Annotated in this window: 19 protein-coding genes; all 19 read right to left on the bottom strand. The window is 38.4% G+C overall.

Annotated elements, in window-relative coordinates; translation table 11 throughout:
• Positions 1-45: 45 nt before the first annotated feature.
• Positions 46-1224 (bottom strand): phage major capsid protein, encoded by a 1179-nt coding sequence (locus ACK2WO_RS07455; RefSeq protein WP_414697275.1) that lies wholly within the window; start codon positions 1222-1224, stop codon positions 46-48.
• A gap of 12 nt (positions 1225-1236) precedes the next feature.
• Positions 1237-2037: a head maturation protease, ClpP-related gene (locus ACK2WO_RS07450; protein ID WP_414697274.1), complete on the bottom strand. Its 801-nt coding sequence runs from the start codon at positions 2035-2037 to the stop codon at positions 1237-1239.
• Positions 1952-3295, bottom strand: coding sequence for a phage portal protein (locus ACK2WO_RS07445; RefSeq protein WP_414697273.1), 1344 nt, complete (start codon positions 3293-3295; stop codon positions 1952-1954). Before ACK2WO_RS07445 ends, ACK2WO_RS07450 begins: the two co-directional genes overlap by 86 nt.
• A gap of 18 nt (positions 3296-3313) precedes the next feature.
• Entirely contained in the window at positions 3314-4915 is a 1602-nt protein-coding gene (locus ACK2WO_RS07440) for a terminase large subunit (protein WP_414697272.1), read from the bottom strand.
• A gap of 53 nt (positions 4916-4968) precedes the next feature.
• Complete coding sequence (locus ACK2WO_RS07435) at positions 4969-5295, bottom strand: helix-turn-helix domain-containing protein (RefSeq protein ID WP_414697271.1); 327 nt, start codon at positions 5293-5295, stop codon at positions 4969-4971.
• A gap of 58 nt (positions 5296-5353) precedes the next feature.
• On the bottom strand, positions 5354-5563 hold the full coding sequence (locus ACK2WO_RS07430; RefSeq protein ID WP_414697270.1) for a hypothetical protein: 210 nt from the start codon (positions 5561-5563) through the stop codon (positions 5354-5356).
• Positions 5553-6023 carry a gamma-glutamylcyclotransferase family protein gene (locus ACK2WO_RS07425; protein ID WP_414697269.1) on the bottom strand — a complete coding sequence of 157 codons (471 nt, stop codon included), beginning with the start codon at positions 6021-6023 and terminating at the stop codon, positions 5553-5555. Before ACK2WO_RS07425 ends, ACK2WO_RS07430 begins: the two co-directional genes overlap by 11 nt.
• Positions 6024-6112: 89 nt before the next feature.
• Positions 6113-7057: an amidoligase family protein gene (locus ACK2WO_RS07420; RefSeq protein WP_414697268.1), complete on the bottom strand. Its 945-nt coding sequence runs from the start codon at positions 7055-7057 to the stop codon at positions 6113-6115.
• 95 nt (positions 7058-7152) lie between these two features.
• Complete coding sequence (locus tag ACK2WO_RS07415) at positions 7153-7839, bottom strand: virulence protein (protein ID WP_414697267.1); 687 nt, start codon at positions 7837-7839, stop codon at positions 7153-7155.
• A 99-nt stretch (positions 7840-7938) separates the two neighbouring features.
• Positions 7939-8196 carry a hypothetical protein gene (locus tag ACK2WO_RS07410; RefSeq protein ID WP_414698742.1) on the bottom strand — a complete coding sequence of 86 codons (258 nt, stop codon included), beginning with the start codon at positions 8194-8196 and terminating at the stop codon, positions 7939-7941.
• Positions 8189-9454, bottom strand: coding sequence for a site-specific DNA-methyltransferase (locus tag ACK2WO_RS07405; protein ID WP_414697266.1), 1266 nt, complete (start codon positions 9452-9454; stop codon positions 8189-8191). Before ACK2WO_RS07405 ends, ACK2WO_RS07410 begins: the two co-directional genes overlap by 8 nt.
• A 12-nt stretch (positions 9455-9466) precedes the next feature.
• Complete coding sequence (locus ACK2WO_RS07400; protein WP_414697265.1) at positions 9467-10249, bottom strand: S-adenosylmethionine synthetase N-terminal domain-containing protein; 783 nt, start codon at positions 10247-10249, stop codon at positions 9467-9469.
• 1 nt (position 10250) lies between these two features.
• The gene (locus tag ACK2WO_RS07395; RefSeq protein ID WP_414697264.1) at positions 10251-10802 is read right to left on the bottom strand and encodes a terminase; all 552 of its coding nucleotides are present in this window, start codon (positions 10800-10802) and stop codon (positions 10251-10253) included.
• A gap of 117 nt (positions 10803-10919) precedes the next feature.
• A complete protein-coding gene (locus tag ACK2WO_RS07390) occupies positions 10920-11318 on the bottom strand; it encodes an HNH endonuclease (RefSeq protein ID WP_414697263.1) in 399 nt (132 codons plus the stop codon).
• Between the two features lie 125 nt (positions 11319-11443).
• Entirely contained in the window at positions 11444-11878 is a 435-nt protein-coding gene (locus ACK2WO_RS07385; protein ID WP_414697262.1) for a sigma factor-like helix-turn-helix DNA-binding protein, read from the bottom strand.
• A 53-nt stretch (positions 11879-11931) separates the two neighbouring features.
• Positions 11932-13290: an SNF2-related protein gene (locus ACK2WO_RS07380; RefSeq protein ID WP_414697261.1), complete on the bottom strand. Its 1359-nt coding sequence runs from the start codon at positions 13288-13290 to the stop codon at positions 11932-11934.
• Positions 13271-13555, bottom strand: coding sequence for a VRR-NUC domain-containing protein (locus ACK2WO_RS07375; protein WP_414697260.1), 285 nt, complete (start codon positions 13553-13555; stop codon positions 13271-13273). Before ACK2WO_RS07375 ends, ACK2WO_RS07380 begins: the two co-directional genes overlap by 20 nt.
• Positions 13548-13871, bottom strand: a complete 324-nt coding sequence (locus tag ACK2WO_RS07370; protein ID WP_414697259.1) for a hypothetical protein — start codon at positions 13869-13871, stop codon at positions 13548-13550. Before ACK2WO_RS07370 ends, ACK2WO_RS07375 begins: the two co-directional genes overlap by 8 nt.
• A gap of 308 nt (positions 13872-14179) precedes the next feature.
• Positions 14180-16462, bottom strand: a complete 2283-nt coding sequence (locus ACK2WO_RS07365; RefSeq protein ID WP_414697258.1) for a phage/plasmid primase, P4 family — start codon at positions 16460-16462, stop codon at positions 14180-14182.
• Positions 16463-16514: the final 52 nt, after the last annotated feature.

Below are 16514 nucleotides of genomic sequence, written 5' to 3'. Positions count from 1 at the left end.
TGACAGGCTACAAACTCATAGCCCACCACCATCTTGAATTAAATCTTATTCTGCTTTAAGTTTTAAAATCTTAACAGCCTCTGGAAGAATCAGCTTTCCATCGACTCTTTCCTTTGCAACAAATCCAACCATTCCATTTCCTGCAAAAAGTTCACGAAGATCTGCAAAGGAACGAGAACCACGATCACCGATGTTGTAATAACTGTAGTCACCGAAAGCAATCGCATTCTTAGGTGCAAAGGCAGAAGTATGTACCGGATAACCAAGTACTCTATCTGGTTCTCCTTCTTTATAGGAAGGCTGCCAGATATATGCACCATTGTTGTCTTTCAGTTTTCTAAGAGTTGCAAGTGTAGCGTCATTCATGATGAAAGATGCCTTTTTACGATATGGTCTTTTCAATCCATATACAAGGTCGATCATATCATCAGACTTAATTGCAGCCGTTAGTGTGTTTGCTACTTCACCGCCACCAGTTGCAGCAAAGATACCTGTAGGTTTACTTTTACCATCACCATTTAGAAAAGCATCTTCTTCTGCATTAGCAAGTGCCTTACCAAACTGTGTGATGATGTAGTTTTCAAGTCCGAATGCATTATCATATAAAAGTTCTTCCGTTACTTTAATTGCAACATGAAGCTTATATGCATCAAGGTAAATCTGACTGAACTTTGCATCACCAAAAGTTAATGCAGCACCTTCTTCAATCCATGCTGCCGCAGGTTTTGTAGCTGCGATATTAATCTTATGCTGACCAGCAGTTGTAATAGTTGTGGCAAGAGAACGCATAATATTTTCTTCTTCTAACACATCAATTAATCTGCTGTCATATTCATCCGGTACTAAATAACCACCATCGGCATCTACCTTTTCCTGCAGGATGTTACTTACATTACGGAAGTTAGAACGCATAGCAGAAAGCATCGCATTCTTATACTCATTTGATGCAGTACCTGTCTTTTCTTTTCCATCTTCCATATCACCATTTGATGGTTTTACAACAATTGGAGAATTTACAGGTTTAGAAAGCTCTGCCTCTCTTCTTTCTGCTCTATGCTGACGGTCGATTACATTCGTCAAATCTTCAATTTCTTTTTCCATTTTGTTATAGGTTTCTGTATCTTCCTTAGAAAGCACTCCATTTTCATCCTGGTGTGTTTCTACAAAGCTTTTTGCTGTATCCCACAACTTCGCTCTTTTTTCAATTAATTCTTTCATAGTCATATTCGTATCCTCCTAAACTAATCTCTTTATGACTTCAAGGCGCTCCATGATTGCTTTTGCTGGAGTGCCTTCATTAACAGGCTCTTTGATTTCCACCTGTTTTGTTGCTGTTACCTTTGGCTTTTCATAATGCTTTTCCAGCTTATTAAAAAGCGCATTATTTACTGCCTTGCGTGAAAAAAGCATCGAATCAGAAAGAATATCCTTCTTATCGGTGCTTTTCTCGTCTTCTATATTTTCTGTTTTTTGAATCACATCATCTGCAAATCCAAGTTCCACTGCTTTATTTGCATCCATCCATGTTTCTGAATCCATCAAATGCGATAACTTTGCTCTCGATAAACCCGTCTTTATTACATATGCATTGATGATAGATTCTTTTACTTCCATAAGCATATCCATTACTTTTTGAAGTTCCACATGATCTCCAAAAGCATAGGTTGCTGGATTATGAATCATCAGCATGGATACAGGTGACATTAAAATCCTATCTCCTGCCATTGCAATAACTGATGCCGCAGAAGCTGCAATGCCATCAATCTTTACTGTCACGTTTCCTTTATATTCGGTAAGCATGTTATAGATTTGCGCTGCTGCAATACAGTCACCACCAGGTGAATTAATCCATACAGTGATATTGCCACTTCCGGCATTTAATTCATCTTTAAAAAGCTGCGGTGTGATATCATCATCAAACCAACTATCTTCCGCAATGGTTCCGTATAACTCAAGAATTCGTTCTGTTACTTCTTCGATTTCTTGATTTACTGTTTTGTGATTCTTCCAGTTCCAGAACTTCTTGTTCTTCATCATCTTCCTCCTCTCCCTTTGATGTATTTGAACTAGCTGCAAAGATTCCCGCATCTTCAAGCTTTGTCATATTACCATTGATTAGATATAAATCTCCACCAAGTTCAGCTGGAATCCTATCTAGGTTTTCAAGCTCCCTAATGTCATTAGCAGACATCCAGCCGTTTTGTCTTGCTGTAGCATATCCATTCATACGACTTTGGTAATCTCCTCGTAGTAGTCCATCTACATTAAACTTAATAAAGTATTTCTTTTTCTCCTCCTCAGAAAGAAGCGAACGCATCATATTCTGCTCCCATCTTGAAACCCAAGGATCAAGTGTATATTTCACAAACTCTAAGGACTGCTGCTCAATATTAGAAAAGCTCGACTTCTCAAGGTCACCTACCATATGAGGCGGAACTCTGAAAATTCGAGCGATCTCATCAATCTGAAATTTTCTTGTTTCTAAAAACTGAGCTTCATTTGGAGAAATAGAAATCGGAGTGTATTTCATTCCTTCTTCTAGCACTGCCACTTTATGTGAATTTGCACTTCCTCCAAAGGTCTGTGACCAACTATCTCTTACCTTTGATGGATCCTTTAGAGTTCCAGGATGCTCTAATACACCACTTGGTGCAGCACCATTTGCATAAAATTTACTTCCATACTCTTCAGCTGCGATTGCAAGACCTATCGCATTCTTGGCCATAGCAATAGGTGAATAACCTACAAGTCCATCAAATCCTAAACCTGGAATATGCATTACCTCATCGGGAGTAAGTTTTACTGATGAACCTTTATTCGTTGGTGGATCGTCCTTGCTTACTTGATACTCATAATACAATCTTCCATGTTCATCTCGATCCACCTTCATTCGATCTGGCATAAGTGGATAAAGTGCTACTACTTCTCCTTTTCCATTTCGAATCACCTGTGCATAAGCATTTCCCCAAAGCAGAAGATGCGTCATAAGTGTTTCCCTGAAGACAAAGCTGGTCATTTCAGGATTTGGCTCATCATGAAGAAGTCTATATAGCGGATGGTCTATTGCCTTTATCTTGCTTCCGTTTTCTACATATTCATAAAAATGTAACGGAAGGCTTGCTACTGCTTCAGATAAAATACGAACGCAGCTATATACAGCTGTCATTTGCATGGAAGAACGCTCATTTACACGTTTACCACTTGTACTGTTTCCCATGAAAAAGCTGTAGGAGCTTCCACTTGTTCTATTTTGTGGGGCATCTCTCATTCGAAATAAACCTTTTAAAACTCCCAATATAATCACCTTGCCTTTCTAAAATACTAAAAGTCCTCTTGTATCATAAACGGATTCCGTCACTTCATTTCCACAACGAATGGCCCTATCTAGCGCCATAATGGTTGCAATTGCACCATCAATTTTTTCTGTAGATTTTTCCTTATCTGCTTTGATGTTTCCTGCAGGGTCAGTTCGTATGAAAATATTATCCATATTCCATCTAAGAACAGGATGCCCACCATGCGCAATCTTTTTCTCAAGCACTAATTTCATCAGTTCTTTTGTCGGTGGACTCATATCCTTAAATCCTTGTCCAAATGGAATGACTGTAAATCCCATGCCTTCCAGGTTTTGGACCATCTGCACTGCTCCCCATCTATCAAATGCAATTTCTCTGATATTAAAACGCTCACCAAGACTTTCGATAAAAGTTTCAATGTATCCGTAATGCACCACATTTCCTTCTGTTGTTTGAAGATATCCTTTTCTTTCCCATAGGTCGTAAGGCACATGATCACGTCTAACTCTTAAATCAAGCGTATCTTCCGGCACCCAAAAATACGGAAGAACAATGTATTTATCATCTTCATCCGTTGGTGGAAAGACTAAAACAAAAGCTGTCATATCCGTTGTGCTAGAAAGGTCAAGGCCCCCATAACATACACGACCTTCTAGGTCATCTTCATTTATAGGGAAATTGCATGCATCCCATTTATCCATAGGCATCCATCTGACAGACTGCTTTACCCACTGATTTAACCTAAGTTGCCTAAAAGAGTTCTCTTCCCCAGGGTTTTGCTTTGCAGATTCACATGCTGCTTGAACCTTATCAATTCCAACAGTAATCCCAAGGGACGGATTGGCTTTTGCCCACACTTTTGGGTCTGTCCAATCTTCCGATTCATCTGCACCATAGATTACAGAATAAAAGGTAGGATCAATCTTTCTTCCTGCTTGAATATCCAAAGCCTTCTGGTGTATCTCATAGCAGATGGAGTTCGTATCATTACCGGCTGTTGTAATAAGAAAATACAGTGGCTGCATACGTGCATCACCAGACCCTTGTGTCATAACATCATAGAGTTTTCTGTTTGGCTGGGTATGAAGTTCATCAAAGATAACCCCATGCGTATTAAAGCCATGTTTGTTTGCTACATCAGCGGATAGCACTTGATAAAAGCTATTTGTTGGTTTATATATAATCTTTTTCTGTGATTCCAGTATCTTTACTCGTTTCATAAGCGCCGGGCAGAAACGAATCATATCAACAGCAACATCAAATACGATTTTTGCCTGGTTTCTATCTGCTGCACATCCGTAAACTTCTGCTCTTTCTTCTCCGTCTCCACATAAAAGTAGGAGCGCTACGGCAGCTGCAAGTTCACTCTTTCCTTGTTTCTTAGGAATTTCGATATATGCAGTATTAAACTGTCTATATCCATTTGGTTTTAAAACACCAAACAGATCTCTGATGATCTGCTCCTGCCAATCGATAAGCTCAAATTTCTTACCCGCCCATGTTCCTTTTGTATGACACAGTTCCTCAATAAAACTGACTGCAAAGTCTGCCATCTGCTTATCATAATGCGAGGACTTTGCCATGAGCTTTGTCGGTGTATATTTCTTTAGTTTTCTCAAATGACTTACCTCCACGAAAAAAGGACCCCATCGGAGTCCTTTAAAATATTGTACTATTTTTCTTTTCTTTGAATCCTATCAATAAATTCCAATAACTCATCTTCGCTTAGCTCGGATAGTTTTTTATAGAGCATTGCTTCCTCTTCTGATTTCGCAATTGGAAATGGGTATTTTATCAACCCTAAAAAATATTCACTTGAAACATTATATGCTCGTGATATAGTAGCAAGTTCATCTAGTTCAAGCATGCTTTCTTCATGTAATATGCTTTCCAATCTTTCTTTAGATAGACTGCACTTTTCTGCAAATTCTGCAACATCTATATTTTGATGTTTCATAAATGCATTTAAATTTTTGCTAATTTCTTTATTTAGATCCACCACATCAACCTCCTACAAGACACCATAACGCATATTTATAAGGTTATCAATAGTAAATTTATATCCTTTTATGTTCTGTATGACTATGAATTGTGGCAAGTATTTCTTCCTGCTCTTTTTCATCAACACCGATACTTTCAAGTGCTTCTCTCGTTCCACAATCAGGACAAATATACGTTTTATTATCTGTCCTAGAAAGTGCTGGCCTTCCTGTATATTTCTTTCCACATCTAGGGCAAATGGCTGTTCTTTTTCCTTCAATCTTCATGTAAATTCCTCCTACTAATAGCTAGTGCATCATACAGGTACTTGTCATCAAATCCAAATGTCTGGTATCCATCAAGGCAGGTTCTAATATAATAGCTACTTGGACTTCCCAGTTTTCTTTCTTCATGCATGATGTACACGAATGCTTCTTTTTTTCTGATTTTTCCTGTCCTGATTCCTTTGACATCAAGTATCATGTTTTTCTTATAATAGAAGTTTGGGTATCCTTCATATCTATCAAGTGATTTTTCATCACTTTCTGATACTTCCCAAACGACTACAGGAACTTTCTCGCCTTCCTTTGGTTCAATGGTTAGGTAAGAACCCGTCTTACTTCCTTTAAACAAAAGCTGATAATCATACACAAATGATATTCCTATAATTCTTGCGTTTGGACATCTCATTCTCATTTGAGGTAGATTCAAGTTACTGCCATAGGCAATGTAATACTTTTTATTCATTTGGTTTTCCATCCTTTCCGAAGGGAATACCCTTCTACCACCTTAAGACCACCGAAGTGGTCAGCTGTTTCTGTTAAGGTGACAGAAGGCTATCTCCTTGCAGTTCGAAATGCTGTATCTCCTGCAAGTCTCTTAGTCAAGATTTCTCTTGCAGTTTTAAATTCGTCTCCAATGAACCCGAGTCTAAGTAGCCAAGTTCTCATTGCGTACTTTGGATTTTCTGTTTGCTGTGGTTTTGGACTTGCCGTTTTTACCTCCTTTGCCATCTGGCTAAGTGCCATACAAAGCTGAATGTAACTTTTAAGCTGTCCGGCATGAAGTCCGTTTAGTTTTCCATTTGCAGGTTCATCAAACTGGAAGAGTCGAAATTCAATAGTTCCTTTTGTAAAGGTTGCGTGGAAGTTTAGCATATGGTATCGGCTGTCATTGTAATGGTGGTCTCTTCCGTAATCACAATTCTGTGCGTTATACCAAATGTCTGCAAATCTGCTCATGGTCTTTGGCTTTTTCTTATTCAGCTGCTGTAAAAATTCAGGATTCACCATTCTGCAATATCTTCTAATTCTTCCTCTATCCAAGTCCAAAGCGTCTGCTAAAAGTTCTTCATGGCTTGCCATAATGTTTGCAAGGTTTCTCATGGTCTGTGGTGTATGTCCGTTTGCTCCGATATGAATATGTACTCCGCATCCTCTTGATGCATCACTTTTTGCTCCGGCTTTTCTAAGCCTTCTGATTAATTCCTGTAATCTTTCCATATCTTCGTAAGTAAGGATTGGACTAACCAATTCGCATTTATGTGCATCGTCTCCTGCAATGCTTACATCCTTTTGAAATTTCCATTCTCTGCCTTGACTGTCCCAAGCTGACCAAGTCATGTAGCCGTTTCTTGATGCTGTGTTTTTATAATTTCCTGTTCCAAAGAAGTCTGCTGCAATCTTTGCTGCCTGATTTCTTGTAATGCAGTTCATTTCAACTTCAACGCCTATTGTCTGCTTTTTCATTTCTTCAATCTGATGTGCTATTTTTTCGTTCATTTTCTGTACCTCCGTTTTGTGTATCTCTCTTTTGGTAGTACTATATATCACTCTAAAAGCACATAATATCAAGTCAATTTTCGATAATAACTACACTATTTTTCACTAATTCTGCCGCATCTATGAGCATCTTTGAAGGCAGAAGACCCTTCAAGATTTTTAAGAAGTAGTTTTCTATCTCCCTTAAACTCTGGTCCAATGAATCCAAGCCTTAAAAGAAAACAACGAAATGCATATTTTTCATTATCGACTTCTTTCTTCTTTGCCTGAATTCTTTTCTGAGTAACGCTCATCTTGCAAAGTGCTGCAATAAACCTTGTGTATGTCTGGAGGCTTTCTTCATCTAAGTTTTCTTTAAACCAAGGGAATGATACCTTTTCTGTATCAGCTATGATTGGAAGATTATTAATGTCCAACGCCTTTTTAATAAGATCTACTTTTGAAGAAATAATTGCTGTAAGGTTTTCTATGTGCACCCGTTCAAGCGGGATTACCACTGTTAGCCCCAAACTTTCATTCTGTGGTGCTTTTACTTCCTCAGTGGCATTATCCTCCCACTCTTCAGGGCGTTTGCCTGTTGCCAAAATGCAAGCGTCAATGATATTTGATGCAGATTCTTCCTCCTTAAAATCCAGTTCTCCATTCTTACCAACCTTGTAGCTTCCTACCTGGTATGCACAGCTTGGAACTTTCAAATATACTGCCCTAATTCCTGTTACTTTTTCAATGGCTTTTACCATTTTCTTTCTCGTTTCTCCAATTACATTGAAATGTAAAATCATGCTATATACCTCCTTTGTTTTGGTACTACCATATATCACTCTAAAAGGTACATATATCAAGCACTAATTGCGACATAATGTGAAGATTTTTTACCTGCATTAAAGCGGATACATAATAATTGGAGCACCATCAGCCATATAGGAGATAGCACGTAGCGTATTGTAGCTAATCCAGTCTACCGCTTCTTCCTCAGAAAACTCTTCAGTTTTCATTAACCACTGAACCATTTTTTCATAATCATATACTGCACGCTGATCTTCTGATACACCAACTAAAGCGTCATCATAAGAATAATCTTCTAAAAACATTACACCTTCATAACCATGTTCTAGTAATTTTTCTTCTGCTTTACTCACCAAGATCAACCTCCTTTACTAAGTCCGTATACATACGCTTTTCACCATTTCGAATTACATACACCCGATCCGCATTTCCCGTATCTTCTACATATCTACGCAGAATAACAGATGCGTATTTTTCATCTAACTCCATTGTGTAACAAATACGATTTGTTTGCTCACAAGTCATAAGTGTAGAACCGCTACCTCCAAAAGTATCAAGTACAATGGCATTTTCCTGACTTGAGTTTCCGATCGGGTATGCCAAAAGATCTAGTGGTTTTGAGGTAGGATGATTCTTATTTTTCTTTGGTTTATCAAAATTCCAGATTGTTGTCTGGCTTCTTCCTGCAGTTTTGCTCCAATAATGCTTTCCGTTTTGAAGGAATCCATAAAGGACTGGCTCATGTTGCCACTGATAATCGCTTCTTCCAAGAACCAATGAATTTTTCACCCAGATACAACAACCAGATAAATGAAATCCCGCATCTATGAAAGCTTTTCTAAAGTTCAATCCTTCTGTATCTGCATGGAACACATAAGCAGAGCCTCCTTTTTCTAAATGAGTCGCCATGTTTTTAAATGCAGCAAGCAGGAATTCATAAAACTTTTCTCCTGCCATTTTGTCATTCTTAATAGAAAGTCCATCGGAACTTTCAAATGCTACATTGTATGGTGGATCTGTTACAACCAAGTTCGCTTTCTTACCATCCATTAGAGCAGCAACATCATCTTCACTTGTTGCATCCCCACACATCAAACGGTGACATCCAACCACCCAGATGTCACCACGCTCTACAAATGAAGCCTTTTCAAGTGCTGATGATAAATCATAGTCATCGTCTTTTACACCAGATGTATCATCAGAACTAAATAAGTCTGCGATCTCACTTTCGTCAAACCCTGTTAGACCTATATCAAAATCTTCTCCCTGCAAAGATTCTATCTCGATACGAAGAAGTTCTTCATCCCATCCAGCGTCCATTGCCATTCGATTGTCTGCTAGGATATATGCTTTCTTTTGAGCCTCTGTAAGATAGTCCACAAACACACATGGTACTTCTAAGATTCCTTCTTCTTTTGCTGCCATGATTCTTCCATGACCTGCAATAACGTTAAACTCTCTGTCGATAATAACTGGATTGATAAAGCCAAATTCACGTAATGATGAACGAAGCTTCATAACCTGTTCAGGTGAATGGGTCCTTGCATTATTTACATATGGTATTAATTTTGATACAGCAACTAGCTGCATCTCAGTTATTGTCTTTCCCATAATCTCCTCCAATTAAAAAAGACCCCACTCAGCGAATTTCTCAAATCCACCGATAGAGTCTATATATTCTTTTGCTATTTGTACAATCTCGCTGTAAGGTTTACCATCAATTTCTTCATCACCAATTGCACAGCTAAGTTCTACTAGCTTTCCAGTTTCCTGCGCTTTAAGAAAAGCATAAATATTTACACTTACATCTGCTTTTGATAAGTCCTTACCATGAAGTCCTCCACCAGTTACAGAGTCAGCCATATCAGAACCAAGCTTTCTATTCGTTGCTCCAGTATCTACATCTGTGCCACCAGTCCAATCACCAAGTGGATTTACTTCTGCATTAGGATATGTACTTTTTAAAAGTGTAGTGTTTACATTGCTTTGACAGATAATAAGTCTTGCCTGATCTAAAATATACTTTCCATCATATGGATGTTCTTTATAAATGTCTCTTGCAATCTTAGATAATGCTTTATGTTCATCAGTAACTGGCATCCCTTTAAAGATTCCATTATCACCACATCTGATACAACCTTTCTGGTTATTTGCAAGATGTGTATCTTGCGGCACAATCACAATATCACACTTTACATTTCCGGCAATTCTCTTGATTGCGCTTTTAATTTTGTTTTTACTTAAGTCTGCTGTTGTTTCGATAATCACATGACATTTGCCATGCCCTAGCAAAACTTCTACAGCAACCTTTGGATTTTCCTCTGTCAAATATGCCATATCAACAATAGCACCTGCGATGCGATCACAGATTTTATCCGGATGTTTTGGATTTACTTTTTCAATCATTCTATCTTCCTTCCCTTGCTCTTAAGAGTCTTTCCATCAAATCGTTTTGTGGAGCAGCATCCGAATAGTCGGTACTGCAGTTTTCCTTTACGATTTGAAATATTTCATTCCAAAGCCTTACAGCTTGGTTCATATAGTTAATACCAATGTTAATAAACGGTGATGGTATTGGCTTTTGTGTTGTCGGATGCTTGGAAAGAAATCCTAGTTTATTGGTCATCTCTTCACACTGAATCCATCTAGCTGAGCACATTGCGTATCTCTCTAATAGCTGCGGTGATACTTTAGCAGCACAGCCGATTTTTTGTAGCCACTCCCATGTTTCTGTATATATTTCATGCGCCTGCAATTCACTTCCATCACGCTGCTCTGCTGACAAGAAGTCATGAGGCTTTGGCATTTCCACACCTTCTACTTCTGGAATATCCAGAACTCCTATTTTTCTTCCACCTGGATTTCCAGCCTTTGCTTTCTCGGAGGCTGCAGTTTTCTTACGACCTGCACCAGGTCTTTTGCCACCACGCCCGCCGATATTATTTGATTTTGTTGGCACGTTTTTTTAGACCTCCTTTATTACCCTTTTGATTTTGCATTTTTTGCACACGAGACCCCACGCCGTTCCCCGGCAAGGCACATTTTTTAAGATTTTGGCCGCCCCTGGGGATTTGTGCTACTTGTGACAGTCATTTTCGTATGAATAAACACGATGTTTCTTGCTTCCTTGATAATCTCCTCGCTCTGCATGTATTTTTGCGTGGCACGACTTACACAATCCAATCAAGTTACTTCTGTCATGTGTTCCACCTTCGGCAAGTGGTTTGATATGATGTACCTCATCAACCGGCACAACGATACCATTTTTTAAACACTTCTCACAAAATGGATGCTCAGATACATATTTGTCACGAATTCTTTTCCATGCTCTGCCATACTTACGGCGTACAGTTTGGTCTCTACCATACTTCTCGTAAGTTTGGTTTGCTTCTTTTTCATGCTCCTTACAATATCTACCTTCTGTTAGATTTGGACAGCCCGGATATTTGCATGGTTTCTTTGGTAGTCTTGGCACTTCGGTTCCTCCTTTCTAAGTTCAGGTACAAGAAAAGCCCCGATGGATTTTCCCAACGAGGCCTTGTGGCTGTATCTATATTCTTTTTTTCTGATTATAATATAACATAAACTCTAACCGGCAATCTAGGACATTTCCGGCGCATTTATGTTATTTGGAACACAAATATGAGACAATGCACGATTATGCCATCTACGTACAGTTCTTTCATCTGCATGCATTTCATCTGCAATGCGAGACCACGTGTAATTATATAGATAACGGTAACGAAGTACTAACTTTTCATCCTGGTCATTTAACTCCATAATCACACGATTAATTTCATCTTTCAGTTGGAGTAATCGATTCATTTCGTTGCTTAGTTTCTCCTGCATTTCCATAATTTTATATAATGCTTTTACAAATGGCGCATCTGTATTTCTTGTTGCATTATAACGTTCTTCAAATCCTGGTGAAGACACGCAGCAAGATAATTCTTGCAGCTCTTCTATTTCCATCTTTGCAAGCTTGATTCTTTGCTCCAAACGATAAGCCTGATTTAAATATTCTTTTGCGGTCATGTTTCTACCTCCGATTATTTTCATCCCTCGGATTGACTCTGATTTACTTCGATTTACAAGTGTGCCTTTACTGCATTGATAAGAGCTTTTTGGCTGGCATCTTTATTGGATAATGCTTCTAAAATATCCTCATCGATAGTACCCGCTGTTACAATATGTTGTACCACCACCGTTTTTTCACTTTGTCCTTGTCTCCAAAGTCTCGCATTCGTCTGCTGATACAACTCCAAAGACCAGGTAAGGCCAAACCAGACAATTGTGTTTCCACCCTGCTGTAAATTCAATCCATGACCTGCTGATGCGGGATGAATTAGCCCTACTTGATATTTTCCTTCATTCCACTTACGAATATTTTCTTCCGTCTTAATTCTTGAAAAAGAGACCTTAAGCTCTTTTAACTTTTTTTCTATTCGCTCCAGATCATGTTTAAACCAATAACATAACAGAATTGGACTTTGTGCAGCCTCAATGATATCTTCTAGTGCTTCTAGCTTTCTATCATGAATATGTATAGATTCTCCTGCTTCTGAATAAACAGCTCCATTTGCCATCTGGCAAAGTTTTCCTGATAACGATGCTGCATTTGCCGCGGTAATTACTTCATCCTCTTTGTAAGAAAGAATCAAATCTTTTTTCATTCCTTCATACAAAGCAGTTTCCTTTTCATTCATGTAGACTGGATATTTATTTTTTATCAGTTCTGGCATTTTTAAATGATCCAGTGCTTTCATGGAAATCGTAATATCGGAAATCTTATCATAGATTTGCTGATCAGCTCCTGGTCTTAAACGATAGGAATATACAATCTGTCCATTCATGCGATCAGGTATAAAATAATTATTTCTGTACTGAGTAATGAATCTACCAAGTCTTGCTCCCATATCTAAGCACTTAAACTGTGCAAATAAATCCATCAGACCGTTGGGAGATGGTGTGCCTGTTAGACCAACTACTCTCTTGATGCGAGGTCTTACTTTCATAAAAGATTTAAAACGTTTTGAATTCCAATTCTTGAAAGAAGAAAGCTCATCAATAACTACCATGTCAAACTCAAATGGTACTTTGCTTTTTTCTACCAACCACTGAAGATTTTCTCGATTGATAATATAAATATCTGCATCTGCGTTTAAAGCTGCTACTCTTTCTTTTTCTGTTCCAACTACAATACTGTATCTTAAGTGACTAAGATTATCCCACTTCTTAATCTCATCAGACCACGTAACCTTCGCTACTCTAAGCGGCGCAATAACAAGCACCTTTCGAATTTCAAAGCTATCGTACATTAGCTGATTAATTGCATCTAATGTACAAACTGTTTTTCCAAGTCCCATTTGTAATATCACTGCCGCAACTGGATGTGTCAAAATAAACTCAGTCGCATATTTTTGATAATTATGTGGTTTGTATTCCATCAAGGATACCTCCAATCTGTATTTCTGAATCTAAGACATAAACCTTAAATCCAAGAGTTTGTAATTGTTTATGTCTATGAAGTTGCAGAGGTCGTGGCTCTTTTCCTGGTGCTTTCACTTCTACAAATCCAATTTTTCCATCAGGCAGAATCACGATGCGGTCTGGCCATCCAGCAGTTCCGGATATCCATTTCTCACATAAGCCACCACGCTTTTTAACTTCCTGTATTAATTTCTTTTCAATAAAACTCTCTCGCTTATTCAAAGAGTTCATCACTCGCTTTCTTTGCTAGCTGAAGGATTTCTTCATCCAATGGATTGCGAGGTTTGTCTCCAACATTGCCGTAGAACACATTTACATACTCGCTTCCTAAACCTGGGAAGTCAGAAAACATATTGTCTTCTGCACGACTGCACACTTCATCAATACGATGTAATGCACTCTCTAAAATTTTATAATCAGAAGCAGATATCACTTTTGAAATATCCACTGCTAGTTTTGCGCCGACATTCTTAAACAGTCGCATCTTGGCTCCGGCTTTCTTATATTCATCAATCGTTCTATTCTTTTTTGCTAACATAACTGAATCCTCCAATTCTTCATCAATGAAATTTAGGTGTGTCACATGTGCCTGTTATTTCATAACCTTTCTATATAAAAATATTTATTTTTCTATATAGGCACCTTTCCGAAAAGACAAGCACAAGTGACACATTTATATAAAAATCTATTTTTTCTTTAAAACTATTTATAGTTTTGAGTGGCACCACCGTCACAACTGTAATTCTGTTTTACATTTCTATGAAAATGACTGACATCAGTGCCACTCAATTTTCAAGTTTTTATATTCAATTTTTAAAAACACTCAGCAAATGACTGACACAAATGTTAATCCATAAAATCCTGTCCCGCCTTAAGACGAAGTCCCTGAATCAATCTTCCGTCTCTAGTCCTGCGTCTTGTAAAGCCTGCTTTCTCAAGAGAACCATAAAAATCAGTAGTGCTGCGGATATATTCTCCATTCAACATACAGCTTGCTCGATACGCCTGATAAAGCTCGCTGGATTTTACTTCGTATCCCGTTGCTACATCACAATGGTCCTCTAGAAACTGTCCTAACCAATCGTTCTCTTCGCGATACAGATTAATGGCATCTTTAACCATTTGTGGTTCTTCAAACTTATATCCTTTATCAATTGCCTTTTTTGCACCTTCGATAATCCATGTCATGATGGATGGACCTGCGTGTTCAAAGAGATAGTCTGCGTAGTTTTTGATGTCTGATTTTCCAGTAATCTTTGCGTTAAATGGAATAACCACTAAACGTCTCCAAGTACCATCATCATTAGCGGATACCTTCGGAAGATGGTTTGTGTAAAGTACCAAAGTGTGTGATGGATCAAAATGGAATGGATCTTTAAACTTCTTCTCTGCCTCAATCGGGTCAATGGAACACAGCTGTTTTACCATTCCTGTGTTCAGTCTAGTTCCTTCCTCCAGTTCCGATGCAATGATGAGACGTTTTCCCTTAAGCTCTGCCATTTCCGGTTTCACATTTCGTTTGCAGTTCATGGTAAGAGCTTCTGCTGATAATTTTCCTGAATAGTTACCAAGTACTCTGGCGATGGTGTTCCAAAAAGTTGACTTTCCATTGGCACCGCCGCCATAAGCGATAATCATATGCTCGGCATACACCTTACCTACTGCAGCCATGCCTACAAATTCCTGCACATAATCGATGAGTTCTTTGTCTCCACAAAAGAATAATTCCAATGACTCTTCCCAGAGATTTCTACCCTTATCGCCTGGAGCAACTGCAGTGACCTTCGTAATCAAATCATCTGGATCATGGTCATGCATACCATCAAGACCTTTTGTCAAATCATAAGTGCCACCTGGCGTATTTAAGTATTCTGGATCATAGTCAAGTTCCGATACATCAATTGCTAACATAGGTTTTGCAGCGTTTTGAGTATTAACGATATTCTTGTAATTGCGATATTTCATGACGAACTTTTTATAGGTATCAGCACCAAGAAGTGCATAGAGCATACCCATCTTATCTAACGGTACCTTTTTCGGAAGATCCTTTGTACGTCCTTTGACATCCGCCTCGCTAATTCCAATAGAAATAAGTGCTTCTTCTGCAATACGGATTGCTTCAGTTGCATCTATAAGCTGCATATCCATAAATTCTTCAACAGTTCCTAAAGCTTTCTGCTTATCTTCGTGCCAGTGAGTGCCCTGAAATGTGATGTAATCCGTAGCACTTGTGAAACGAAGTCTACCGATACACTCTTTTGCTAGAACCTTTGCTTCACCGATATCTGAGTAATCTTCCGGTTTTAAGAAACTGCTTCCAAACTCATCGTTGTACTCATCTGGCGCAACATACCCTTCCTGAGAAGATATTTTTTCATAGAATTTAATTGCACTGTTCCAGATAAGATTAAGTTCCTCTGGTGGTAATGGTGGTTCACATTTCGAAGCTCTTTCAAGATATGCTTCTTTTGCTTTCTCACATACACCAATCTTTTTTAAGATGCGTCCAGCAAAATGACTCATCGTATTGTTACGGCTTCCTTCTAAGATTGGACCAGTTGATGTCGTAAGATCAAACTCATCGTCCAGATCTTCTACCAGGTCTCCGTCGCTAATTTCATCCATAATAGAAAGCCAGCCTTCATGCCAAACAACCTCTGATACCGTACATCCATATAAGAATCTTGCCGCATCGAGCGCGTTCTCATCAAAGAATGGATACATCTTATATAGAAGTTCTTTTGATTTTGTATATGCTGCTGCACTCTTTATTTCATCTACAGGAAACATTACATGAAATCTTGGCGCAGCAGGATGTGTTCCTTTTGGGAGCATATGATGACGACTCGGTACCAGACAGTAACTAATATCTGGAAACAATTCGTCCATTTTATCTGCTGTTATAAACTCATCAGGTTTTTCTGTGTGATCGTTATCTACATCCATCACAATCACATCCGATGAAATAAAATTGTCATTGCTTCTATAGTTATTTTTGTAGGAAGCGCAGACGTGATCTTTTTTAACTGCTTCTATGAGTGTCTGTTCATCATTGATTACTACCTTATTTGGATAATCACAATTTGCAGCATTGCCAGTACAGTTTGCTGTGTAAATTACAAATTTCATTTTGATTTCCTCCTACTTCATATCCCGTTTGTTATCCAAAGCTTTTTTTATT

Origin of the sequence: Peptacetobacter sp. AB845 (genome assembly GCF_047528295.1) — a bacterium.
GTDB lineage: Bacteria > Bacillota > Clostridia > Peptostreptococcales > Peptostreptococcaceae > Peptacetobacter.
Note: the sequence above shows the minus strand (reverse complement) of the source record. Positions and strands in the feature narration are given on the sequence as shown.